Origin of the sequence: Priestia sp. YIM B13489, assembly GCF_042787645.1 — a bacterium.
In the GTDB taxonomy this organism is placed as follows: Bacteria; Bacillota; Bacilli; order Bacillales; family Bacillaceae_H; genus Priestia; species Priestia megaterium.
In genome coordinates this window covers 69,218-92,146 of record NZ_JBHZOQ010000036.1, presented here as the reverse complement: position 1 = coordinate 92,146, position 22,929 = coordinate 69,218, and the positions used below count along the sequence as shown (strand labels likewise).

Here is a 22,929-nt window from a genome sequence, read left to right as displayed (position 1 = left end):
TTCCTTTTCATTATGTAGTAACAGGTCTCACTTGAAGCAAATAAATATGTTCATTTTTTATGGCAAATTCAATGTCTACAGCGTACTGACAATACTGCTCTACTTGATTCGTTAAACAAAGCAGCTGTAGTGCTGTTTCATCTGATATGGAAAATTCATTTTTTTCTTTATCCGTTGTCACAGCTTTTGTTATTCCTGTAAAACCTGACACTAGCTTATACTCTTTTAATCCTAGTTCTTTCACTATACTTTTTGTCTGTTTATGAATAATAAATAAATCTGGCGTAACACCACCTGATACGATTCCCTCTCCTAAGCCGTACGCCACGTTAATGACTACTTCATCTTCACTTTCTGTAATAGGATTTACGCTAAAAATCACTCCGGATACATCGGCTTCAACCATTCCTTGTACAAGGACACCCATCTGGGGATTAGAAAGCGAAATTTCTTTATCTTCGGCGTACGCTTGAACAACGGATGAAAAATAAGAAGCCCAGCATTTTTTTATACTTGTCAAAAGTTCTTCTCTGTTTCTTACGTTTAATATCGTTTCATACTGTCCGGCAAAAGACGCATTCTCCAAATCTTCAAGTGCGGAAGAAGATCTTACGGCTACGGCTTTTACACCAGCACCTTGAATATTGGCATACGAAGAAACAATTTCTTTTTGCAAAGCTAAAGGAAACGTGCCGCTTTGAATCTTCTTTTCTATGAAGCTGCTATCTTTTGCTTTTATTTCTATTTGGTTAAACGTTAAAAAGGAATGTAATGCGTGAGATGTTAAAACAAATCCTGTAGGGATATGAGAAACGTGCTGAATCATTTTTGAGAGATTGTAAGCTTTTGAACCTACTGCTTGAAGTTCTGCATAACATGCTTTTTCTAAAGAGACGATGTACAATCACTTAACCTCCTTTCATTTATGTTAAAAGACAACCAAATAAAATAGGAAAATCTATTTAAAACCATAATGTAATTTTATGGAACTAAGTCCAGTTTACCAAAAATTAACATAACTTTAAATATCTTTACAAAAAAATCACAAACCATATTCACTAGAATATGATTTGTGATTTTTTTTATAACTAACACATTTGAAATTCGTAGCGTTTTAACAAATTAAACGGTATCTCTCTCCTTCTTCTCCCTCACAAACTCCACCACAGGCCCCACAATAATACAAATTCCCGCGATAATCAGCCAGCCAAACGCAAAATACGTCCAGCCTTTAAAAAAGGAAAGCGTGTATTGATAGCCCGTTAAAAACATCACGCCTGGAAACAAGAGGACAAACAAAAATGTAAGTCCCAGCGCCCAGCGCGCACATAGCTTTGCGTCTTTATTTAACTGTTGTTGTGGATCCATACGCCACTTCCTCCCTTAGTGGTTCATCTCCATGTTCATCAAAGCTTTTGAATTTGTCTTTTAGTTCATCAAAGTCAAATTCTTTTTTAGCAAGCAAGCCGTGTCCAATTGATATGATTCCGCTGATAATAAAAACGGTAGAATTTCCAATAAGCATTGGATACAGTCCGCCAAGGGCTTCTACATTAATGTGACCGTTAATCAAGTAAGCAGATGTGTTCCATGCGACAACGCCGCCAATCATCCCTAAAAGCGCTCCGTAAAATGCACCTGTATTCGTCGCTTTTTTCCACATCAGTCCAAGCGTAACGGGAATAACGGCTCCGCTGACGAAAATGCCCATAGCCATATACACAAACCCAAGGCTAATTCCTAAGTAAAACAGTAAAATGGAAAACACACCCATCGCAAGCCCAAAGCCAAGCGTCACTTTTCGCGACGTGCTTAAGATTTTTTTACTGCTTGCTTTTGGATTAATAGAACGCAGGTAAATGTCCGTTACGATAATATTTGTGATCGCTGTTAATTCAGCCGCTCCTGTCGACATTACCGCCATAAACAGCATCGTTAAAAACAAAATAGAACCTAGATTTCCAAGCACGTGTGACGCCATAACGGGCGCGATAGAATCCGGTGAATCTACGGCAATTCCAAGCCCAGCCGCACTTACACCTAGGAAAGTGGCAACGGCAAAGGGAATCGAAAACCAGGCAATTCCGCCGTAAATATACGCTTTTGAAGCAGCGCTGTTTTTACTTGCGATGGCACGCTGCCAGTATGCTTGATCCACAAAGACCGTACCGAAGTTCCCGATAATATTAATCATCCCAAACAAAAGACCCGGCACCGATGCCATCGTAAGCATATGCTGTGACGAAGGCAGATTTTTCAGCCCTTCGTACACGCTTGTTATGCCGAACTTATAATAAACGGCAGCAGCAAAAATAAATAAAATAATGAAAATAAAAACGGTGTTAAAATAATCAGCAACAAATGAGGCTTTTAAACCGCCAATCATGGTGTAGATGGTAAACGTAAGAGGAATTAAAAAAGCAGCAATAAAAATATTCATCCCGGTAAGAGAGTTTAAAGCAATGGCTCCTCCTAAAATAACCATGGCGGTCACAATAATATTTGTCATAAGAGCAAAGCCAAGCATTAAACGATGATTTTTCACGTCGAAACGCTGTGCAATAAATTCTAAAAACGTATGAGCATTCGGTGCTTTTTTCTTCAGGTTAATCGCGACAATGGCAAACAGCAAAATTTGAATGCTTGCTCCCGCTGCGTACCAATACGGTCCGCTAATGCCGTACTGATAGCCTGTGGAAGAAGACATCATTAACGTAGCGGCCCACGTCCATGCAGCAATAATGGATGCACTCGCCAGCCCAACGCTTACATTTCTTCCGGCTGTACTAAACTGCTCAGCCGTCATTTCCTTTCCTTGGCGGCGCTGCATCATGATTGTAACGGCCGTAAAGCCTCCTCCAAAAATCAGTAAAATCAAATACCCGACGCTTGATGAAAGCATCTTCTCCCTCCTCCTCCTATTAATGTTATATTTACTAACATTAATATGTAAATAAAAGTAACATTTGTTAATAAAATACCACGCCATAAAATTATTAACAATACTGTATTTTCTGATTATTAAAGAGTATAATTAGATATTTTCTCTTTTTATATACAAAAAGCCGGCACATTCGCACCGGCTTAAGCGTAAATTTTCGTTTTCAACATGTTTTATTTCCTCACATGAACGAAATATAAAAAAACGATAGCCCTTGAGACTATCGTTTTTTTTATTATTGAGATACCATTACTTTTTGGCGAACGTGCTCTAAGTGATCACGAACCGCTTCTGCTGCTTCTTCTGGCTCACCATTTTTAATCGCTTCAAAAATACGCTCATGGTCGGCATCCGTTTGCTTGCGATTTTCTTTTTGGCTTTTATTTAACGAATAAGCAAGCGCTTTTCGATACAAATGGCCTAAATCTTCTACAGCATGAAGAAGGAATGAGTTATGAGCTGCTTTCACGATATCATGGTGAAAGCGATAGTCCGCTTCATGTCCAATTTCTTCACTGTTGTGAACCGTCTTTTTAAATGCTTCTAACGATTCTTTAATTTCAATCAGTTCTTCATCCGTACGGCGCAGCGCGGCTAAGCTTGCTGCCTGCGACTCGATGATAATACGCATTTCAATTAATTCAAGAACCTGATCTGCTTCAACCATTTCAAACGTCATTGGATCAAGCATACCCACTAAGTTTACACGTTTTACGTAGCTTCCTCCGCCTTGTCGTGATTCAATTAATCCGCTGGCAGAAAGAACGCTTAGCGCTTCACGAATTGGTGCGCGGCTCACTCCAAACATTTTGGATAACTCATGTTCCGACGGCAAACGAGACTCTGGCGGGAACGTTTTCTCTTTAATCATCTTTTTTAATTGATCAAGCACTTGACTAGATACTTTTTTACGCTCAATAGGTACAAACATACTTCTATTCCTCCTCCAAGTAATTATCTCTCTCTTTTTTTTAGTTTTCATCGGACCCAGATTAACTATGTGTATTCCGATTTATGTAAACGCTTCAATCTTTGTATTACAAGTATACATTATTTCAATTCAAATGTGTTGATAAAATTTTACTATTATTGTTATTATACCATGAAAACAAGTTATAAATGAATAACGATTCATGGTTTTTTGACATAATACCACTATCTTACATATAATCCGTATACAATCATAATCGCCGCGTCCGCTAACGCATGACTAATAATTGCCGCTTCGGCACCATATCGCTCCCTTATACACGCCCACGTTATACCTGCTAAAAAAACGCCTACAGCCGAGATCCAATTAAAAGGAAACGCAAAAACGGGCAGAATAATAAACAGATGATAAAGCGTATAAAAGCTTGATGTAACAATGGTTGAAGCGGGTAAGGACAGATGCTTCTTCACTTTATTCTGTATATAGACGCGCCAATACATTTCTTCTAAATAAGGGTTAATAAAAATCAAAATGACGGCTAAAATGATCACTTTCCATCCGCTAAATCCCCATATTTGCAAAACCGCTTGCATATCTTCTACATGAAAGATTTTACCAGAAAAAAACAGGCTGCTTCCAATTATCACAGCGGCACATAGAACTCCGCTCAGAGTTCCCATATACAGAGATTTTTTTGTAAGCGCTACCTTCAAGTTAATTTTATTATTCGCATATAAAATCATAAACATCCAGCCGTAAAAGCAAACAAATGTTACCAACACATTTTGGATAAGCCACAAACCGAAAAAAACAAAGATTGTTGGCATAAACAGCAAAAACAAAAATTTTATCACGTTTATGGCGCACCTTCTTTAAGAGACGCTTTTCTTTTACCTAGTAAACCTTTCGTATTCAAAAGGTTTACTATCTTTTATCTTATAAAAGTCCGGGGGTATTTTCAATTATTTTTTAATTCCTGCTCCAGCTCACGAAGACTTTCAGCAAGCTTTTTCTTTTCTTCTTCAAAGTGGGCATCGTTTTTAAAAGCAGGAGCTGAAGGTTCTAGCTCTTCATTTTCTCTTAGCCAATCCGGCGTCAATTCCTTGCGAACAACGCGCTTTTTAGTAGCGTAGGAAAGCGGCTTTTCAGTCTGCTGACTCGCTAGCGTGCGCTGTGATGTTACATAATGCTTATGAAAAAGATGCTGTTTAATGTAGGCAAATGCTCGAATGGTATCTCCGCTGTATTTAGGCACGTAGTGATCAAATGCTTCATGCAGTCCAGCTAGCGCCTCTTCTATAGGTATTTCGCTTTTGGCGACTTCGTACATATGCTTCAAGTCACTCGCTGAAGGATACACTCCTCGGTTTCTTCTAGCAATAAAAGCGGCTTCTAACGTTTGTACGTAAGCGTCATGCGCGGCTTCTTCTCTTTTTATTTGATTTGTATTTTCTGCTGTAGTCTCTGTTAATGACGCCGTCACAGTGAGTGAATCCGCTGCTTCAATTTGACTCTCTCCTTCTGTCAAATTGACATCTTCGAGCTCTTCAAATTCATCGCTTGGCATATGCTCTTCTAGTTTCTTATAATCAATCCGGTACCAGACCGTGTTGTTAAATTTAGAGCGGTTGTACTTTCCTTTTACAATCAGGCCTTCTTTTTCAAGCTTTGAAATGATGCGTTGAATCGTTGAAAGCGACCAAAATGGAAACTGCTGCAGCCACTGCTGATTGGTGTTGTATACCCACGTATATCCGTCCTGCACGTTTACGCTTTTTTCAAGCCAGTAGTGAAGCTGCTGAAGAAACAGGGCTCCGTTCACTCCTACTTTGACTGCCAGCGCCGGTAGTACAATTAACGGCTGATCTTTTAATAATAATTTACTCATTATATCATCTCCTTTGTTATGTAAAATAGCTCCTATATATATACAAAGAAAATGAAAAAACGGGGATGCCCGTTTTAAAATTATGTTAAAATATAGGAAAAATGAGGTGAGCATATGATACGTCCAGGCAGAATTGGCGATGAAGCAGGCATTGCAAATGTACACGTAGAAAGCTGGAAATCAACTTATAAAGGACTTGTTCCGGATTCTTTTTTAGATTCTTTGAGCGCTGAAAAGCGAAAGCCCGTCTGGAAAAAGCAGCTGGAATCAAATTCTATTTTTGTTGCAGAAGAAAACGGTCAAATCGTAGGCTTTGCTTCTTATGGCAAAGAAAGAACCAGCAAGCATCCTTTCTATAAAGGAGAACTGTATGCCATGTATTTACTCGCAGAGCATCAGCGAAAAGGAATCGGAAAAGCGCTTATGCATAAAATAGCGCAAGAGTTGGCAAACCAACATATACATACGATGCTCACATGGGCTTTTGAACAAAACGGCGCCTGTCAGTTTTACGAAGCGCTTGGCGGAAAAAGAATCGATCGTGCTGAGGTTGTTATTGAGGGGACCTCCCTATCTGAAGTGGCTTTTGGATGGGACACGCTTAAAAATTTGTAAGACAACTCTCTGGACAGATTTTTTTCTTCACGGTAAACTGTTTAGTTGGTATAAAAGAAAGGATGACTTACCGTGACGAATTCTACTTATCGAAACATTATTTTGCTGGTTCTTTGTGTCACAGCGGGTATCGTCGATGTGATTGGCTACTTAAGCCTTGGCCATATCTTTACTGCAAACATGACCGGAAACATCGTGCTGCTCGGGTTAGCAATCGGAAACTCGCTTGAAACAACTGTTTTTCACTCTCTGACAGCTTTAGGAGGCTTTATTATAGGAGTTGTAGGAGCTGCAATTTTAGTTGGAAACAAAGAAAAAACGTTTTGGCCTAAAGCCGTAACGATCGCGCTTGGAATAGAAGGATTAATTTTACTTGTTTTTGCACTTTTATCTTCGTTTTCTCCTTCTTTACACTTAACTTACTTATTTATTTTCTTATTAAGCTCAGCGATGGGTCTTCAAACAACGGCGGCTCGAAAGCTTGGCGTAGCCGGCATTTCCACAACTGTATTGACAGGGACGCTTGCTAACTTTTTTGAAGACGTAACGGCACGTTTTCGCAGTTCTCGCTACCGCAAAACGTTTAACACCGATGCTATTCTTCGCGCGCTGTCTCTTGTGCTTTACTGCTTTGGCGCTGTTATCGCCGCGCTTGCAGAGCCTGCTTATAAATTTGAAATTATTTGGCTGCCAATTGTGATTTTGTTAGCCATTATCATTTTTGTCAGCACGAAGTTTCACTCTGATTCAGAAAAATAATAATAAAACGAGGCTGGGATAAAAGTATTTTAGTCAAAGGAAAATCCGAACGATTTTGATTCTTGATTGAGAATCAAATTTGTTCGGATTTTTATTAGTATAGTGAACGTTCATATATATAGCAGCTTCTAGCTGTTGATTGGAGGGCAAGACGAAGACTCCTGCGGGAAAAGCGGGCTAAGTGAGACCCCGCAGGAGTGAAAGCGACGAGGAGGCTCACCAGCCGCCCGCGGAAAGCGAAGTCTTGCACGGAAATCAATAGCGCTGTAACAAGCGAACACAATAGCTCATCTATCCAATTTGTTCGCCTTGAGATTATATTGATTTAGTTATGTCTCAACCTTTTTCATTTTCCCGCTAGTGCCGCTAAAACGCCAAAAATGATTGCTGCTGCAGGCCCTACAATGAATAGTCCAATTAAAATCGATCGTATGGCTTCCCATAATGACCGCAAAGGACCTTGCTTAGACTCTGCTTTTTCCACTCTTTCCTCTAGGTGTTCGACTCTTTGCTGAAGCTTCGCTAGTTCCTGCGTAACATCTATTTGTTCGCTCATCGCTCAAGCTCCTTTTTACTCTACATTACCATATACTTCCTTACTAAAACGACTATTTATTTGTGATTACTTCAATGCCGATTTCGCGGTAAGCATTTAACACGGTTTCGTTCACATGTTCTTCTGTAATGAGCCAATCTAGTGAGTTGGCTGAACTGAACGTGTACGTTGACGATGTATTGAGTTTTTTAGCTGTTACAATAGCCGCTACTTCACTCGCACTTTTAATCATTTGGCTTTTAATGTGCATTTCTTCAAGCAAAGGAATGCTCATGCCGATTTTAGGATCGATTGCGTATACGCCTAAAAAACAGAGATCCGCTCGAATTTGTTTCAGCGTATCAACCACGCTTTGTCCTACCGTGACCATCGATTCTTTTCGAAATGTCCCTCCAAGAGAAACAACTTCTACAAAGTCATGTTCCGCTAGTGCAACGGTAATTAACGGACTGTTTGTAATAACCGTGACGTTTAAATTCTTTGGAAAAGCTTTGACAAGCTGAATATTTGTTGTACTTCCGTCCATCAAGAGCACCTGCCCGTCTTTAATTAACGGAAGCGCCGCAACGGCAAGTGAATGCTTGACATCCATCAATTCACGTTTTCGCTCTTTGTAATCAACCGCAGACGTGGAACGCGGAAGCGCTCCTCCGTGTACGCGCTGCAGCAGACCGAGCGCGTCCATTTCCCGCAGATCTCTGCGGATTGTATCTTCTGAAACATTCAGCGTTTGGCTAAGCGTGGTAGCCACAATTCGCCCTTCTTTTTCAAGCAAATTCATAATTTGTTTGCGTCTTTCTTGTTTTAACATTGCTTGTTCACCTGTTTTCTTTCTGCTTTTTACTTTATTATACTTGTTTCTTTTGTAAAAACAATGTAAAAACGCTTGATTATCAGTGTTTTTTCGTTTATTGTAGGATAAACAAGATAAAACACGCAAAAACAAGTAACAATAGTCAAAGGGAGAGATCGTTTATGAAGATGATTTTTACAGATTTGGATGGAACGCTTTTAAATAGCAGCAGTGAAATTAGCACAATTAATGCAGAAGCCATTAAAAAAGCGCAAAAACACGGAGTTGACGTCGTGGTTGCTACGGGGCGCGCTTATTTCGACGTGCAGGAAATTTTAAAAAAAGCTGAGCTTTCAAACCTTTGGGTGATTGCCGCAAACGGAGCGACTATTCATGACCCAAACGGACAGCTCAGACATTCTGTTCCGATTGATGCACATCACGTCAAAGAAGCGCTTCAGTGGCTGGATGCAAACGAATTTTACTATGAAGTGTTTGCTGAACATGCGATTTATACGCCAAACTCAGGCCGTGAGCTGCTGGCTATTGAAATTGACCGAGTAAAAAGCGCCAATAAAAACGTGGATGAAGAAAGACTTCATCACGCAGCGGCTAAGCAATACAGCCAAACGGGATTTGCCTTTGTTGCATCGTATGAAGATATTTTAAATACAAACGCTGAGCTTTATAACGTACTGGCTTTTTCATTTGATGATGAAAAACGACAAAAAGGCTGGGATCACTTTAGCAAGCAGCACGACATGACGCTTGTATCTTCGGCTGATCATAACTTCGAACTTGAACACAAAGACGCGTCAAAAGGAAACGCATTAACATACGTTGTAAAAGAGCTCGGCGGCTCTCTTCATGATACCATTGCTATTGGAGACAGCTTTAACGACGTATCCATGCTGCAAACAGCTGGAAAAGGAATCGCTATGGCAAATGCGCACGCGGAAATTAAAGCGTTAGCTGATGACGTTACATTAACAAACGATGAAAACGGAGTAGCTTCCGTTATTGAAAAAGTGTTAGAAGCACAGCTGGAAGCACATTAAAAAAACGCTTGGCATTTGCCAAGCGTTTTTAAATGGTCATGCGATAAATACCGACAAACCAGCTAAACAGCGCAACTAAAAACAACAGCCATGCGCTGGTTTTCTTTCTTTTTTGCCACTCGATTGCTCCTAAAACTAGCATCGTTAAACCTAAAAGTATATTTAAAAACGAAAGGAACTGGTAACTGTGAGTAAGCATGATATAAAGAGCCAGTCCAACAGTAATAATTGAAAAAATAAGTTGTAATGCTTTTAACAAAAAATCTCTCCTTACTTGTAATTCACGTCTTCATTCACACACGTCACTAAAGGCTTTTTTTCAAGACCTAAAAGCAGGTTCTGGACGGCTAAATCTGCCATGCGATTACGCGTTTCGTACGTAGCACTTCCAATATGCGGCGTCACCAGTACGTTTGAAAGCTGCAGGAGCTTATGATCTGCCGGAAGCGGCTCTGGGTCTGTTACGTCCAGTGCGGCATACGCAATTTCTTCATTTTTCAGCGCTTCGTACAGTGCTTCCGTGTCCACTAATCCTCCGCGCGCTGCGTTCACAAAATACGCGCTGTTTTTCATAGCTTTAAATTCCGCTTCTCCGAACATGCCTTTGCTTTCATTTGAAAGCGGCACTAAGCATACGATACAGTCAGCTGTGTGAAGCAGCTCTTCAAATGAAAGGTATACGGCATCAAGCTCTTTTTCGGCTTCATGCTTGCGGCTTCGGTTGTGGTAAACGATGTTCATGCCCGATGCCTTTGCTCGTCTGGCAACGGCGCTTCCGATATCGCCCATTCCAACAATACCAAGCGTTTTTCCAAATAAATCAACGCCAAACAGCGTTTCCCAGTTTCCTTGTTTCACTTTTTCATAGCCTTCATGAATGCGGCGAGCTGCTGACAGCAAGAGACCAAACGTTAAGTCTGCCGTTGCTTCTACTAGAACGCCTGGCGTATTACTAAACGGCACCCCTTTTTTGGTGCATGCTTCGACATCTACACTGTCATACCCGACGCCTGATTGAGAAATAACGCGCAGATTCGGCGCTGCTTCTAACAGCTCTTCGTCCACTGTGATGTGGCCGATATTAAAAAAGCCGTCGGCGTCACGAAGCCAGTCGCGCAGCGTTTCTTGTGGAATCTTTCCTTCTCCTTCCCACATTTGAATATCGCAGTGCTCCGCTAGCTTCTCGTAAGCATTTGGCCACGTTTTTCCAGACATAACAACTTTGTATTTCCCCATGTGTATCTCTCCTTTTCCTTGTTCACTCATATGTATGAATAGTAACTAGCTATCCTATCATAAGCCTACTATAAAGATGAAACTTTTTCCATTCAGTAATCGTATTTATAGTAAGGGGGAATACGAATGTTTGAAGATGAAATGATATTTGAAGATGATCCGTCCGGAGATGACATTGTTTTTGAAGGTGATGTGCCCGATGACGTAAGCGGAGGCGCTTTTTTTCCAGACGACGCGTTATTTAACGGAATGCCTACGTTTGTGATGCTATTTTTTGTTATTGTTATTGGTATTTTTCTATTTTCTATTTTTAAAGGGATCGGCACTTGGAGTAAAAATGAGCAGTCTCCCCGTCTATCCGTAAAAGCAAAAATTACGGGCAAACGCACAAACGTCCACCGCCATGGCGGTCATGCTCACGAACATCATCACTCTCACACGTCTACAACTTACTACGTAACCTTCCAATTTGAAAGCACCGACCGCTCTGAATTTACGGTTTCAGGCCGCGAATACGGCATGCTAGCAGAAGGCGATGAAGGAATGCTGACGTTTCAAGGAACTCGTTTTTTGGATTTTCAAAGACATCCAAGTGAAGAACATACAGATGCCTAGGTTATGACCTCTTGCTTTTAGAGGTCTTTTTTACTGTAATGGAGCATTCATATAGCTAATGACTTATTTGTGCCCTTTTTACACTGTAGAAGAACGTTAATCCATATAAAAACATACCGTGTAACACATTCATTTAAACAGGCAGGTGATTTTATGTATTCTCCTTATTCAGGAAGCGGCCTCTACTACGGACATTACGGAGAAGCTCCTCATTCGCATCCTATTCAAACAATACTGGCGCAATACTGGCATGAAACCCACTATCCAGGTCCACACAAAAAATATGTACACGTGTATTATCTTAACCCGGCTTCTCTTCATTATTATCCAACCTACCAAAGGTTTTTGTAAAAAACTGGTGATTCCCAAACTTTTGTATTGTAAAATTAATCCATACACTTATTTATTAGAAAGGAGGCTAAAAAACAATGCGTAATTCTACAGCAAAAAATAGTGTGATAGTCACCACTTTGCTTTCTGCCCTATTTTTCTGCTTCATTTTAGTTCTTTGTTCGCTTTCTCCTCTAGCAAATTCAGGTCCCAACGTTAATACGTTCGGCTCAACAGGGCTGTGGTTATCTCTTGGCATGATTCTGTTTTTATATTTGTTGCCGTTAGCTTTTTATATGTTGGGAATGCATTTCTTAAAATTTATCATGGCCGCTTTTTGCAGCATCGGCCTTTTAATCGCTGCTAGTACTCTATTACTGATGCCGGCTCTGTTTTTATTCGGATTAGAAGATTTCTCAGGAAACTTAGCTTCAATTATAGGAATAATGATTTCTTGTTTAGGCTTGCTGATTACGAATATTGTGTGGTTTGTTGCTGCGTTTAAAAGACCGTCGGCCACCGTGCAGGAAAGCGTTTAAAATGGTGAAGAGGAGCAGTTACTGCTCCTCTTTTTATAGCTCGGTAAGAAAAAAGTGTCAATATACCGAAGCAGCCTTTGTGCTTACTGTTTTTTATACATAACATCAAATTTCATTACATATTTTTATATAATGAAAGACCACTTAAACGGAAAACGATAGTAGATACAAGATTGAAAGAGGTTTTGTTTTTGGTGACGTTATTTTTAACAAATGTGCTGCTCGGTCTTTCGATTGCCCTTCCCGTTGGTACGGTGACAATTGAAATGACAAAACAAGGTTTAAAAAACGGGTTTCTTCACGGATGGGTTGTCGGACTCGGAGGGATGACGGTTGATTTATTATTAATTGTGCTTCTTTACTCTGGACTGGCTTCTGTTTTATCGGCTCCTTTTATACAGCTTATCATGTGGCTTATAGGAGCGCTTTTTTTACTTTATATTGGCTATGACAGCATTAAACATGCCGACCATGATATAACAGCTCCTGGAGAACACGTAAAAAAGTCGTTTGCCTCTTCTTATGTGAACGGGATCTTTGTTGCGATTTCTCCTAGCAATCTCATTTTTTGGCTCAGCGTGTTTGGAACGGTGCTGACCAATTCACTTCAATCCTCTCATTCTTTTCATTTCCTGCTGATTGCTGCCGGAATATTAACAGGGATTTTAATTCATGACCTAGGCTTAATGACGATTGTCTCTGGAACTAGAAAAGTACTGAATCAGTTTTATATTAAATGGGTTTCTATTGCCGCAGGATGTATCTTAATTGGTTTTTCATGCTATTTCCTCTACCGATTTGTTGAGAATTTGCACATGTATTTTTAATGTTTCTACATATTTTATGACGTGCTATATCCCCTCTTTATCTAGTATAGAGAGGGAATTTTTATCATCTATCAGGGACTATTAGACAAAAAGTTCACAATTTCGTCACATTTCTATTGATTTTTTTCTCTTTTTATACGAAAATATAAAAAAGGGAGGAAATATCATGAAAATCAAAAAAGCACTTCGCATCTTTATTGGATCAAACGTTCTTGTATTATTAACATTTGGCCTTCTTCCAGCACTATTAGTTAACCCGGATATTGACCTAATTCAATCATTTATTAATTATATAGGCAAGGATTAATTCCGCTTAAAATAATCTAAATTTTCAATCTATTATTTTTATAAAAAAAGACAGCTCAGGCTGTCTTTTTTAGTAGGTTTACACGTTTATTTAGTTGAAAACAGCTTTTTAACATCTACTTTTTGGTCTTTAACAATCGTATATGTCGCCTGTTTTTTATCTTCAAAGCTAAACGCTTTTATGTAGTCATCATCATAAATCGTTAAACCGTACGCATCTTTTCCGTTTTCGACGATTTTTACCCAGTAAGCTTGGTCAAACTTTGGGTCGAGCTCCTTGCTTTTTTTTACTTCTATTTTTGCCAAAGAATGTACGATTTGCTTTATCTCTTTTTTATCATCTACTACACGTTTTCCTTCGTCCGTATCTATTTCAATACGCGTAACGTTTGCTTCGTCTACTTTTATGACGTCTTTTAACTGATAGGCTTTCCCGGTATATGTAAAATAAAATACGACGATAAATAAAAGTGCAGCTATAATAATTGTTCTTTTTTTCAAAAGGAACCTCCTTTTCTACATCACCCTGCATTCACGTGATACACCTTTTTATTCCTCCTGTTCCGCAGCCCTTTAGTACAATGCTGCTTCCTACAAGTAAACTATACGTTACTCCCGGAACAGGAAATACTAACGTTACCATCAACAGTAACATGCCCGTACTTGTAAGAGCTACTCCGGCAGCTCGATTTTTCATTCCTTTCACCACCGTTGCTCTGTAAATCTCTTTTTTATAAAGTGATAGAAGTAATATTGATCTACTGTTTACTTATGTGCTTTTAACTTATAGTACAGAAATGTCAAAACTTCTACTAGTAACATCACTACTTCACATTACCTTCTCTGTTTAACTAACTCATCATGATTTATGAAATAAAAACAGCTCATCTACTGTTGCTCCCAGCTCCTCAGCCAGCTGAAAAGCTAGCGTTAAGCTTGGATCATACTTATTGTTTTCAATTGCATTAATCGTTTGTCTCGATACGCCGCATACTTTTGCCAGTTCATCCTGAGACATTCGCTTGCTTTTACGCAGTTCTTTAATTCGATTTTCCACCATTCATCACTCATCTCTAAAATGTAAAAAACTTTTTACATCCATATCTTATATTATTTTTCTTGTTACTGTCAAATATGTTTGACAAATCAATGTCTCTTACCTACCTAAAAAAGAGATTGAAACATAACGAGATTGATCCAATCTAAAGACGAAAAAATGAGAGAAATGATTGAGTATAAATCGCTTGTTACACCGCTGTTGATTTCCGTGCAAGGTCTCGCTTTCCGCGGGCGGCCGCTGAGCCTCCTCGTCGCTTTCGCTCCTGCGGGGTCTCACCTGTGCCGCTTTTCCCGCAGGAGTCTTCGCCTTGCCCTCCAATCAACCGCTAGAAGCAACGAAATAGATTAAACACCTGTGCACCCTCTCAATAAAAAAAGCCGTACTTATTCATGTAAATACCACCTTTACTTTTACATATTTACAATAACTACACAGAAATTAATATAAAAAAGCACAAACTCCTTAAAGGAAGCTTGTGCTTTTCTATTTCATTGTTTGTTAAAGCTCCTTGCTCATATTAAACCACTGCACGCCTGCATGCTGAGACTCCGCTACTCCTTGATTCACATATCCGTTTTTTTCGTAAAACGGAATCAATTCTTCTTTACATGTTAAAGTAACCGTTAAGCGCTGTTTGTCCTGCGCTTGCTTTTCAAACTCTCTTAGCAGCATACTGGCAATTCCTTTGTGATGATGATTGGGATTTACAACGATACCTAAAATGCTTTGATGACCGCCTGCCTCAGGGTTCGAAATCGTTTTTTCAAACAAATCATCCGTAATAAACGGAGCTGAAATGACGGGACCGTTCACATATCCGATTATTTCTTCATTTTCTTGAGCGATAATAAACGTATCAGGAATAGTGTTGATCCGCGTGATAAATGCATCTTTTGAGGCAGCTTCTGCAGGTGTAAAGCCTTTGTTTTCTAACGTAATTAATTGGTTTAAATCTTTTTCCTCCACTTGTCTTATAATCATTGGAACGTTTCCTTTCATTATGTATTTTCTTTTTTCTCTAAAAGCTTCTATTACATATAACTATCTCTTTCTACTATATATAAAAATGCCCAAACAAAAAAGGATTGACCTCTGCATCATACAGAATTCAACCCTACTTCGCTTTTTAATTAACATCTTGATTATTTGATAAATGCTCCAAACGGCTTGCCCACCGGAAGCACAATTCGACCATAGTGAGTATTTAATACAGCCGCTGCAGATCCATAGAATGAAAACAGAGCAATCAATAGCTCTGACACTGCTGCTAGTAAGTGCGTGTATTCATATGCCACACCAAATGTACTTAGCGATAATCCAATGAATAAGAAATCAATTAACACAAAAATAATAAATAATACTTTATGAGTGCCCATTGCTCCAACTGTCATAAAAACGCTGAAAATCAAGTAGCCGACAAAAGCAAATGCGAGCTGCTTTGGATCCGCTTCTTTTGCGAGCGCTTCTCCAAATGCTCCAAGCTGAATAAGCCATGTCATAGCTACACCTAGCCAAAATAACCCGAAGGCACCAAAAGCAGTTGCGCCGAAGGTATTATTATGTTTGAAATCTTGCATAGACGCGATTAACTGTCCTATTCCGCCTAAAAAAACCGCCCATGGCAATACCAATGAAACACCATCGGTTACCCCAAGCTTTTGAAACGATGCAACAAGTGTCACCATGGCAAGTCCGAATAGACCTAGCGCTGATGGATCCGCTGTTACAATTTTAACGTGCTGCGTGCTGTTGTTACTCATGTTGTACCTCCCTGATTTTAAAAACACCTTTAAAAAGATACAAAAATGTACGGGAAGTGTCAATGGATATTTTTGGCCTTTTAAAATCCCATAAGACCAAGCAGTGTAGCGGTTACACTGCTTGGCCTTTACTTTCTTATTATTAAACGTTTTGTAATAAATTTTTTCTGGTTTGTTTTGCAGACTCAACCATCACTTTTAAAGCTTCAACCGTCTCGCTGATTCCTCTTGTTTTAAGGCCGCAGTCGGGATTAATCCAAAATAATGCAGGATCAAGCACCTTTAGAGCGCGGTCAATGTTTCGCTGAAGCTCTTCAAGCTTCGGTACGCGCGGGCTGTGAATATCATATACGCCAAGTCCAATTCCTTGATTGTACGTATGTTTTTCAAACGCATAAATTAATTCACCGTGGCTTTTAGACGTTTCAATGGAAATCACGTCGGCATCCAGCGCTTTAATCGCATCAATAATCTCTTCGAATTCTGAATAGCACATATGCGTGTGAATTTGCGTCTCGTTTTGCACCGATACCGTCGCTAGCTTGAACGCATACACCGCAGCATTTAAGTAGCTGTCCCAGTTTTCTCGTTTTAACGGCAGTCCTTCACGCAGCGCCGGTTCATCTACTTGAATCATTGAAATGCCCTGACTTTCAAGTGCTTCTACTTCTTTTCTAAGAGCAAGCGCAATTTGATTTGCGACGTCGTAGCGCGGGATATCATCACGCACAAACGACCAGTTTAAAATCGTAATCGGACCCGTCAGCATTCCTTTAAGCGGCTTATTTGTTAGAGACTGTGCGTAGACCGTTTCTTTGATCGTCATCGCCTGCTCATACGATACATCTCCGTAAATAAGCGGCGGCTTCACGCAGCGAGAACCGTAAGATTGCACCCAGCCAAACTTCGTAAACTGAAAGCCTCCTAATTTCTCACCGAAGTATTCGACCATATCCGTACGCTCAAACTCTCCGTGCACAAGGACATCTAAGCCGATGTTTTCTTGAATTTCAATCCATTTTTTTATTTCCTCGTTAATGTACGCTTCATATGCTTCATCGCTTAACTCGCCTTTACGCCATTTTAGACGCTCTTTTCGCACTTCTTTTGTTTGCGGAAAGCTTCCAATCGTGGTCGTTGGAAGAAGCGGCAGTTGAAACGCTTCTTGCTGAACGCGCTGACGTACGTCAAACGGCGCTTGTCGCTCTGCTTTATAGCTGTGCAGCTGCTTCAGCTCTTTTTGCACATCTTGACAATTTCGAAAAGATGATCCATTTAATGCTTGAATTGCCTGCTTGCTTACGCTTATTTCTTCTTCTATTGCTTCTTTTCCTTGCTGCACCGCTTTTGTTAACAGCGTAATTTCCTTTAGCTTTTCATCTGCAAAAGAGAGCGCATTTTTCAATACTGGATCAATCGTCTCTTCATTTTTCACCGTGACAGGAACATGTAGCAGACTTGATGAAGGCTGAAGAATCAAACGGTCTTTTGATACGGCTTCTTCAATTTCACTGATCGTTAAAAGCTGCTCGTCCAAATTTTCACGCCAAATGTTTCGTCCGTCAATCACTCCTGCTGCCAGCACTTTATCAGTTGGAAAACCATATTTATTAAGGGCAGTGAGATTTTCGCCTCGGTCATGCACAAAGTCTAAACCAATTCCTTCAACAGGAAGAGACACGACTTCTTTATAGTAATCAACGCTGTCAAAATACGTTTGTAAAATGACTTTTACATTCGGTGCTGCTTCCTTCAAAGCTTGATAGACTTCTTTGTAAAGCGCCAGGTCTTCTTTTGATAGCGTTGTAGCTAAAACCGGCTCATCTATTTGTACCCACTCTACTCCTTCTGCTTGCAGCTCCGCTAAGATAGTTGCATAAAGCGGAACAAATTGTTCAACTACTTCTTTAAACTCACTTTTTTTATATCCTTTTGACAGCTTCACAAATGTTACTGGACCTAAAATAACGGGCTTGCCTTCAATATTCAGCTTCTGTTTTGCTTCTTTGTAAAATTGAAGCGGGCGATTTTCTACAAGTGCCGGCGTACATTCCTCAAGCTCTGGTACGATATAGTGATAATTTGTGTTAAACCATTTTGTCATCGTAGAAGCTACCGCACCTTTTGTTCCTCGCGCGATGTCAAAATACGTTTCAAGCGATACCGGTCCCCCGTCATAATCAAAGCGCTTTGGCACTAGACCAAACATAGCGGCTGTATCTAACACGTGATCGTATAAGCTAAAATCGCCGACTGGAATCAATTCAATTCCTGCGTCACGCTGTTTTTTTAAATGCCCTAGACGAAGAGACTCAATTTCCTGCAAAAAGATATCTTTCTCTAGTTTTCCTGCCCAAAACTGCTCAAGCGCTTTTTTCCATTCTCGTTTTTCACCAATTCTTGGATAACCTAAGTTTGAACTTTTTACACTGCTCATTTTTTCCACTCCCTGTATATTTTTTATCGGTAAACTAAAAAATCTCTCTTTTCGAAATGAAAAGAGAGATGATACGCATACTTAACTAAAGTTGAGATAGCCTGTTTTTCTCAACACGTATTCCTCACTCCTCTCTATATCCCGTAGAGCTTAAGTGCATACAACAGGCAGGTCTCCTGACTTAGGTTCATCGCTTCCTATCCCTTCCCATTTCAACATGAAACAGTGGTTAATAAGTTGCTCCCCATTACAGTGGCGGGACCGCGCCGGCTTTTCACCGGTCTTCCCTTTTAAGCTGCGTACATTCGTTACACAGCACCTGATGCATTTTTATAAAATTGTTCATTCAAAACATATTCACATAAAATAAAAAGCCTCTCTATCACGAATAGAGAGGCATAGTATCTATGAAATCCTCTCTTATTTTTCAAAGCTGTACGCTTTGCAGGATGTAGCACCTTTTCAACAAGAATGTTAAATGGTTGCCGGGCTTCACAGGGCCAGTCCCTCCGCCTCTCTCAATAAGAGTTTTAATTGTTTATAATATTTTGAATGTAGAGTCATCTTAACACCTTACATTTATGCTGTCAAAAGAAATTTCAAAAAAATTAGTTTTTAGGAGGCGCTGACGCTAACTTTTGCCTTAACAATTTGTAATCATCTTTTCGGTGCGTTTCGATTAAATCTTTTGCCCCTTGGTGATATCCTGACGAATAAATGTACTCTACCGCTGTTTCGATAAGCTTTCTTTTTTCTTCGGCACACTCCCGGTCCATTAAGGGGAACAGTCTACCTAAAAGGTCATTTAAATCTTCCTTGATAAAACGATCAAGTCCTTCTTGCATCTTTTCGTTTGCCATGATTGCTCCTCCATTTGCTGTGTATGTTCTAAGCCTCTATAAACAGGCATTTCACTGTAAATTTTAAGATAAAGTTAAGTCATTAAACAGTATATCAAGTGAATGTTTTTCTTTAATTACATATGTAATACAAATATATGACAAATATAGAGAATATATCATCATTCATTATCTATTATAACGTTTGACTGAGCCTTCTGCTACAAGGTTTCGTTAAGAGTTATGCACATTTTTCCAAAAGAGGTTGAGACATCACCAAATGAATCCACTCTAAAGGCAAATGGAATACATGAGCTGAATCGCTTGTGACACCGCAGTTGATTTCCGTACAAGACTTCGCTTCCCGCAGGAGTCTTCGTCTTGTCCTCCAATCACCTGCTAGAAAGACCTATACACATGAAACCTACGTTTGCCTTAACAAAAAAACGAACCACTAATCACACATCTTGATCGATGATTCGTTTCACTTCGTCTAAAACCCTTTTGTTCCAGCCTCTTTTTTTGAACCTAGCTTTCTACTTTCTTGTTTTTACAAACAATTTCTTCGAGGTCGTCCAAAATCCTTCCAAAGAAGAGGACCTAAAATGTCGTACCTGCTTACAAAAAATTCCGTAAAATTATAATTATTTAAAATTAAAGGCGGCTCAAAATCAAGGGGAGCGCCGGCGCCTCCTGACAATACAAAATCAGTGCCTCTTCCAAGCGTAAACGACCCGTTTCTGTTTTTTCTAATAAACTGCTCGTCATACGCATGCACGTGGCTGACTAACACTTTTTTCACGCGGTGTTCTTGAATTAAATCAAAAAATTCTTGACTTTGAGGAGTCGTTACAGGAAACCCTTCAAGATTTGACCACCGGCCAATATTTGGCTGCGCATGCATAGCTACAACGGTATTACGAGGAGCATCCTCTAGCTGCTGCTCTAAATAATTCAGCTCTCTATCTGTAAATCCATATATTTTATTCTTGGGACTGATGACATTATTTAATGCGATGCACCGGAAGTTGAAGACAGGAATATCAATGACCCAGTGTACTTTTCCGATAGTGGCTCTGAAGTTTTCGAGATTGCTTTCATCAAGGTACAGTTCATCATGATTCCCTACGCATACAAACATAGGAATGTTCGGGGCGATTTTTTCAACAACCTTAACAAAGTGCTCCAAATACTCTTTTTTCCCTGTATAGACGGTGTCTCCCCCATGAATAATAAACAGCGGGTTCAATTCCACCGCCTTTTTTAACACAAGCTCAAATTCACCGCTCATCGTGAAACAATTATCGTTTGGTCCGTCACCTCTGCTGTCTCCCATAAAAACAAAGTTAAATGGATCTCTCGGATTTAATTGTTTAATTCTTTGCTTTAATAACTTTTCAGAACGTTCATGAAGCGTCAAATTCATCAACTAGTTAATCCCCCTATTAATAAATAAATTTAGTTAAAAGTAAACAAGCTTACTTATTTATATGAGAATTTGTTGATGATGGTCACTACCTTCTTGTAAGCAGAACGCACATTTAGCTTTCGTTTTAGAAATTGCTAGTTATGAATATCTATTAAAGTCTACATTATGATAAGCTAACCTATCTTTCCATTTTATTAGGCACTAATAGGACAGGGTAAAAGATGAACTCTCTGTATCTACTAATAAGAAAGAGGCTGGGGACAAACAAAGGCCGACATGAGCTGAACCGCTTGTTCCCCCGCAGTTGATTTCCGTGCAAGGCTTCGCTTTCCGCGGGCGGCCGATGAGCCTCCTCGTCGCTTGTGCGCCTGCGGGGTCTCATCTGTTCCGCTTGTCCCGCAGGAGTCTTCGCCTTGCTCTCGAATCAACTGCTAGAAGAAACGAAACAGCTGAAACCTGCGTTCACCATAAAAAAACGAACCACTAATCAAAGTGTTTGATTAGTGGTTCGTTTTTCACTTCAGCTAAAATACTTTTATCTCAGCATCTTACATTTAAAACATTTACGACAATTAAACATATTTATTACGCTCAACTGGACTTACAGAATTTCTTCCAGAACGAGCTGCCATGTCCGTTTCAATTTGCTCTAGGCTACGTCCTTTTGTTTCAACAACTACAAAGCGTATGAAGAATAAACCGAGAATACAAATGATCCCGAACGTTGAAAAGATAACGCCCAAACTAAACTGATCAGCTAAGATAGGGAACACAAGCCCTACTGCCAGCGATCCCGTCCAGTTAAAAGCAGATGAAATCCCAGCACCGATGCCGCGTACAGAAAGCGGGAAAATTTCTCCTACAATAATCCACGTAAGCGGCGCCCAAGAAAACGCATAGCAAAGGATAAAGCAGCAAAGAGCAATTAACGTAACCCAGTTAACAACGACTTCATTAACGCCTAACGCTCCTAGAATAGCCGGTGTAAAAAATGAAAGAGCCATACCCGCGCCGCCAATCGTAAGAATGGTACGGCGGTTGAATCTATCGACAAACTGCAGAAAAATAAGTGTTGTCACGACAAAGATTACCCCAACAATAACCGTAAAACCAGCAGCTACCTGCGGGGCTAAACCAACTTGACGAGCAATGCTTGTTGCATAATAAACAATTGAGTTTGAGCCTTGAATCTGCTGAAAAGTTGCCATTCCGACGCCGATAATTAAAGCTAGACGAAACTTTTTCTGAAACAGCTGCTTAATGCCTGATTGTTCATGCACAGCTACGCTTTCAATTTCAGACACTTCAGCTTCTACTTCAGCTGTTGAGCGGCGAAGCGTACGCAGCACTTCACGCGCTTTATCTGGCATTCCATTTTTAATTAAGTAGCGCGGCGACTCTGGAAGCTTGATCATACCGATGCATAATACAATTGCAAAAATACCGGCGCTGCCAAGCATTAATCGCCAGCTGTTTGGAACCGGCTCAAAAATAAAGGCTACGATATAGCTTAATAATAATCCAATTACAATCATTAGCTGATTTAAACCTGAAAGCTTCCCGCGAATATGAGCGGGTGCGATTTCTGACATATAGGCAGGAACTAAAGAAGAAGCCGTTCCTACTGCTGTACCTAAAAAGACGCGCGCAATCGTTAACGTAATTTCCTCTGGTGCAATCGCGGAACCGATGGATCCTAAAAGAAAGATGATCGACGAAATTAAAATTAACTTTCTTCTTCCAAACTTATCGCCTAATAATCCGCTTAAAATGGAACCGATAATTGCTCCTCCCATTAGCGACGAAACCACAATCCCCAGCCAGAGCGGACTCAAATGAAACGCTTCACGGATATGACCTTCTGCACCAGCAATAATCCCAATATCATAACCGAATAAAATACCGGCAAATGAGCCGAAGAAGAAGATAAACTTACTTGATACTTTACTCATGATTATAGATCCCCTTTGTATTGTCTTAGTTTTGCTTCCTATCACACAAATTTAAAAC

Annotated in this window: 29 protein-coding genes and 2 riboswitches; of the genes, 8 read left to right on the top strand and 21 right to left on the bottom strand. The window is 39.9% G+C overall.

Annotated elements, in window-relative coordinates; genetic code table 11:
- Window positions 1-10: 10 nt before the first annotated feature.
- From ACFX4W_RS02335 to ACFX4W_RS02310, 6 genes are all read right to left on the bottom strand, one after another.
- Window positions 11-904, bottom strand: a complete 894-nt coding sequence (locus ACFX4W_RS02335; RefSeq protein ID WP_280560043.1) for a PEP/pyruvate-binding domain-containing protein — start codon at window positions 902-904, stop codon at window positions 11-13.
- Between the two features lie 218 nt (window positions 905-1,122).
- Complete coding sequence (locus ACFX4W_RS02330) at window positions 1,123-1,368, bottom strand: hypothetical protein (RefSeq protein WP_043981129.1); 246 nt, start codon at window positions 1,366-1,368, stop codon at window positions 1,123-1,125.
- The gene (locus ACFX4W_RS02325) at window positions 1,343-2,902 is read right to left on the bottom strand and encodes a sodium:solute symporter family protein (RefSeq protein ID WP_237074303.1); all 1,560 of its coding nucleotides are present in this window, start codon (window positions 2,900-2,902) and stop codon (window positions 1,343-1,345) included. Before ACFX4W_RS02325 ends, ACFX4W_RS02330 begins: the two co-directional genes overlap by 26 nt.
- Window positions 2,903-3,176: 274 nt before the next feature.
- On the bottom strand, window positions 3,177-3,872 hold the full coding sequence (locus ACFX4W_RS02320; RefSeq protein WP_013058211.1) for a FadR/GntR family transcriptional regulator: 696 nt from the start codon (window positions 3,870-3,872) through the stop codon (window positions 3,177-3,179).
- Between the two features lie 224 nt (window positions 3,873-4,096).
- Window positions 4,097-4,726, bottom strand: coding sequence for a CPBP family intramembrane glutamic endopeptidase (locus ACFX4W_RS02315; protein ID WP_280560046.1), 630 nt, complete (start codon window positions 4,724-4,726; stop codon window positions 4,097-4,099).
- A 104-nt stretch (window positions 4,727-4,830) separates the two neighbouring features.
- Entirely contained in the window at window positions 4,831-5,760 is a 930-nt protein-coding gene (locus ACFX4W_RS02310; protein ID WP_280560047.1) for a hypothetical protein, read from the bottom strand.
- 114 nt (window positions 5,761-5,874) lie between these two features.
- On the opposite strand from ACFX4W_RS02310, the gene ACFX4W_RS02305 reads away from it, so the two are divergent.
- Both ACFX4W_RS02305 and ACFX4W_RS02300 read left to right on the top strand, forming a co-directional pair.
- Window positions 5,875-6,375 (top strand): GNAT family N-acetyltransferase, encoded by a 501-nt coding sequence (locus ACFX4W_RS02305; RefSeq protein WP_043981121.1) that lies wholly within the window; start codon window positions 5,875-5,877, stop codon window positions 6,373-6,375.
- Window positions 6,376-6,447: 72 nt separating this feature from the next.
- Window positions 6,448-7,134, top strand: coding sequence for a YoaK family protein (locus tag ACFX4W_RS02300; protein WP_043981119.1), 687 nt, complete (start codon window positions 6,448-6,450; stop codon window positions 7,132-7,134).
- Window positions 7,135-7,480: 346 nt separating this feature from the next.
- On the opposite strand, the gene ACFX4W_RS02295 is transcribed toward ACFX4W_RS02300, so the two are convergent.
- Window positions 7,481-7,690 carry a hypothetical protein gene (locus tag ACFX4W_RS02295; RefSeq protein ID WP_162215279.1) on the bottom strand — a complete coding sequence of 70 codons (210 nt, stop codon included), beginning with the start codon at window positions 7,688-7,690 and terminating at the stop codon, window positions 7,481-7,483.
- A gap of 52 nt (window positions 7,691-7,742) precedes the next feature.
- Window positions 7,743-8,501: a DeoR/GlpR family DNA-binding transcription regulator gene (locus tag ACFX4W_RS02290; protein WP_014458988.1), complete on the bottom strand. Its 759-nt coding sequence runs from the start codon at window positions 8,499-8,501 to the stop codon at window positions 7,743-7,745.
- Window positions 8,502-8,665: 164 nt separating this feature from the next.
- Here ACFX4W_RS02290 and ACFX4W_RS02285 point away from each other — a divergent pair, with 164 nt between their 5' ends.
- Window positions 8,666-9,541, top strand: a complete 876-nt coding sequence (locus tag ACFX4W_RS02285) for a Cof-type HAD-IIB family hydrolase (protein WP_280560048.1) — start codon at window positions 8,666-8,668, stop codon at window positions 9,539-9,541.
- 28 nt (window positions 9,542-9,569) lie between these two features.
- Here the strand turns inward: ACFX4W_RS02285 and ACFX4W_RS02280 are convergent, their stop codons facing one another.
- Together ACFX4W_RS02280 and ACFX4W_RS02275 are read right to left on the bottom strand one after the other, a co-directional pair.
- A complete protein-coding gene (locus tag ACFX4W_RS02280) occupies window positions 9,570-9,800 on the bottom strand; it encodes a YczI family protein (protein ID WP_043981110.1) in 231 nt (76 codons plus the stop codon).
- Window positions 9,801-9,811: 11 nt separating this feature from the next.
- Complete coding sequence (locus tag ACFX4W_RS02275) at window positions 9,812-10,777, bottom strand: 2-hydroxyacid dehydrogenase (RefSeq protein WP_043981108.1); 966 nt, start codon at window positions 10,775-10,777, stop codon at window positions 9,812-9,814.
- A 126-nt stretch (window positions 10,778-10,903) separates the two neighbouring features.
- Here ACFX4W_RS02275 and ACFX4W_RS02270 point away from each other — a divergent pair, with 126 nt between their 5' ends.
- The 5 genes from ACFX4W_RS02270 to ACFX4W_RS02250 all read left to right on the top strand — a co-directional run bounded on the left by ACFX4W_RS02270 (window position 10,904) and on the right by ACFX4W_RS02250 (window position 13,395).
- Window positions 10,904-11,392 (top strand): DUF2500 domain-containing protein, encoded by a 489-nt coding sequence (locus tag ACFX4W_RS02270; protein ID WP_016765014.1) that lies wholly within the window; start codon window positions 10,904-10,906, stop codon window positions 11,390-11,392.
- A 153-nt stretch (window positions 11,393-11,545) separates the two neighbouring features.
- Window positions 11,546-11,743 carry a hypothetical protein gene (locus ACFX4W_RS02265; protein WP_043981104.1) on the top strand — a complete coding sequence of 66 codons (198 nt, stop codon included), beginning with the start codon at window positions 11,546-11,548 and terminating at the stop codon, window positions 11,741-11,743.
- Between the two features lie 77 nt (window positions 11,744-11,820).
- Window positions 11,821-12,261, top strand: coding sequence for a DUF5391 family protein (locus ACFX4W_RS02260; RefSeq protein WP_280560049.1), 441 nt, complete (start codon window positions 11,821-11,823; stop codon window positions 12,259-12,261).
- A 194-nt stretch (window positions 12,262-12,455) separates the two neighbouring features.
- Window positions 12,456-13,088 (top strand): LysE family translocator, encoded by a 633-nt coding sequence (locus ACFX4W_RS02255; RefSeq protein ID WP_176521205.1) that lies wholly within the window; start codon window positions 12,456-12,458, stop codon window positions 13,086-13,088.
- Window positions 13,089-13,254: 166 nt separating this feature from the next.
- The gene (locus ACFX4W_RS02250; RefSeq protein WP_013058226.1) at window positions 13,255-13,395 is read left to right on the top strand and encodes a hypothetical protein; all 141 of its coding nucleotides are present in this window, start codon (window positions 13,255-13,257) and stop codon (window positions 13,393-13,395) included.
- Window positions 13,396-13,481: 86 nt separating this feature from the next.
- On the opposite strand, the gene ACFX4W_RS02245 is transcribed toward ACFX4W_RS02250, so the two are convergent.
- The 11 genes from ACFX4W_RS02245 to ACFX4W_RS02195 all read right to left on the bottom strand — a co-directional run bounded on the left by ACFX4W_RS02245 (window position 13,482) and on the right by ACFX4W_RS02195 (window position 22,871).
- On the bottom strand, window positions 13,482-13,895 hold the full coding sequence (locus tag ACFX4W_RS02245) for a DUF5301 domain-containing protein (RefSeq protein WP_043981102.1): 414 nt from the start codon (window positions 13,893-13,895) through the stop codon (window positions 13,482-13,484).
- Between the two features lie 31 nt (window positions 13,896-13,926).
- Window positions 13,927-14,091: a hypothetical protein gene (locus ACFX4W_RS02240; protein ID WP_280560050.1), complete on the bottom strand. Its 165-nt coding sequence runs from the start codon at window positions 14,089-14,091 to the stop codon at window positions 13,927-13,929.
- Between the two features lie 162 nt (window positions 14,092-14,253).
- Entirely contained in the window at window positions 14,254-14,454 is a 201-nt protein-coding gene (locus ACFX4W_RS02235) for a helix-turn-helix transcriptional regulator (RefSeq protein ID WP_034276269.1), read from the bottom strand.
- Between the two features lie 187 nt (window positions 14,455-14,641).
- On the bottom strand, window positions 14,642-14,776 hold the full coding sequence (locus ACFX4W_RS02230; RefSeq protein ID WP_259468782.1) for a hypothetical protein: 135 nt from the start codon (window positions 14,774-14,776) through the stop codon (window positions 14,642-14,644).
- Window positions 14,777-14,952: 176 nt separating this feature from the next.
- Entirely contained in the window at window positions 14,953-15,453 is a 501-nt protein-coding gene (locus ACFX4W_RS02225) for a GNAT family N-acetyltransferase (RefSeq protein WP_043981100.1), read from the bottom strand.
- Window positions 15,454-15,596: 143 nt separating this feature from the next.
- On the bottom strand, window positions 15,597-16,214 hold the full coding sequence (locus ACFX4W_RS02220; protein WP_043981097.1) for an acetate uptake transporter: 618 nt from the start codon (window positions 16,212-16,214) through the stop codon (window positions 15,597-15,599).
- A 142-nt stretch (window positions 16,215-16,356) separates the two neighbouring features.
- The gene (gene metE, locus ACFX4W_RS02215) at window positions 16,357-18,651 is read right to left on the bottom strand and encodes a 5-methyltetrahydropteroyltriglutamate--homocysteine S-methyltransferase (protein ID WP_377559222.1); all 2,295 of its coding nucleotides are present in this window, start codon (window positions 18,649-18,651) and stop codon (window positions 16,357-16,359) included.
- 149 nt (window positions 18,652-18,800) lie between these two features.
- Window positions 18,801-18,989, bottom strand: a riboswitch (cobalamin riboswitch).
- 79 nt (window positions 18,990-19,068) lie between these two features.
- Window positions 19,069-19,179: riboswitch (SAM riboswitch) on the bottom strand.
- Between the two features lie 80 nt (window positions 19,180-19,259).
- On the bottom strand, window positions 19,260-19,511 hold the full coding sequence (locus ACFX4W_RS02210; RefSeq protein WP_013058233.1) for a hypothetical protein: 252 nt from the start codon (window positions 19,509-19,511) through the stop codon (window positions 19,260-19,262).
- A gap of 529 nt (window positions 19,512-20,040) precedes the next feature.
- Window positions 20,041-20,916 carry a metallophosphoesterase family protein gene (locus ACFX4W_RS02205; protein WP_234943547.1) on the bottom strand — a complete coding sequence of 292 codons (876 nt, stop codon included), beginning with the start codon at window positions 20,914-20,916 and terminating at the stop codon, window positions 20,041-20,043.
- Between the two features lie 242 nt (window positions 20,917-21,158).
- The gene (locus tag ACFX4W_RS02200) at window positions 21,159-21,347 is read right to left on the bottom strand and encodes a hypothetical protein (RefSeq protein ID WP_377559221.1); all 189 of its coding nucleotides are present in this window, start codon (window positions 21,345-21,347) and stop codon (window positions 21,159-21,161) included.
- Window positions 21,348-21,491: 144 nt separating this feature from the next.
- Window positions 21,492-22,871: a sugar porter family MFS transporter gene (locus tag ACFX4W_RS02195; protein WP_043981093.1), complete on the bottom strand. Its 1,380-nt coding sequence runs from the start codon at window positions 22,869-22,871 to the stop codon at window positions 21,492-21,494.
- Window positions 22,872-22,929: the final 58 nt, after the last annotated feature.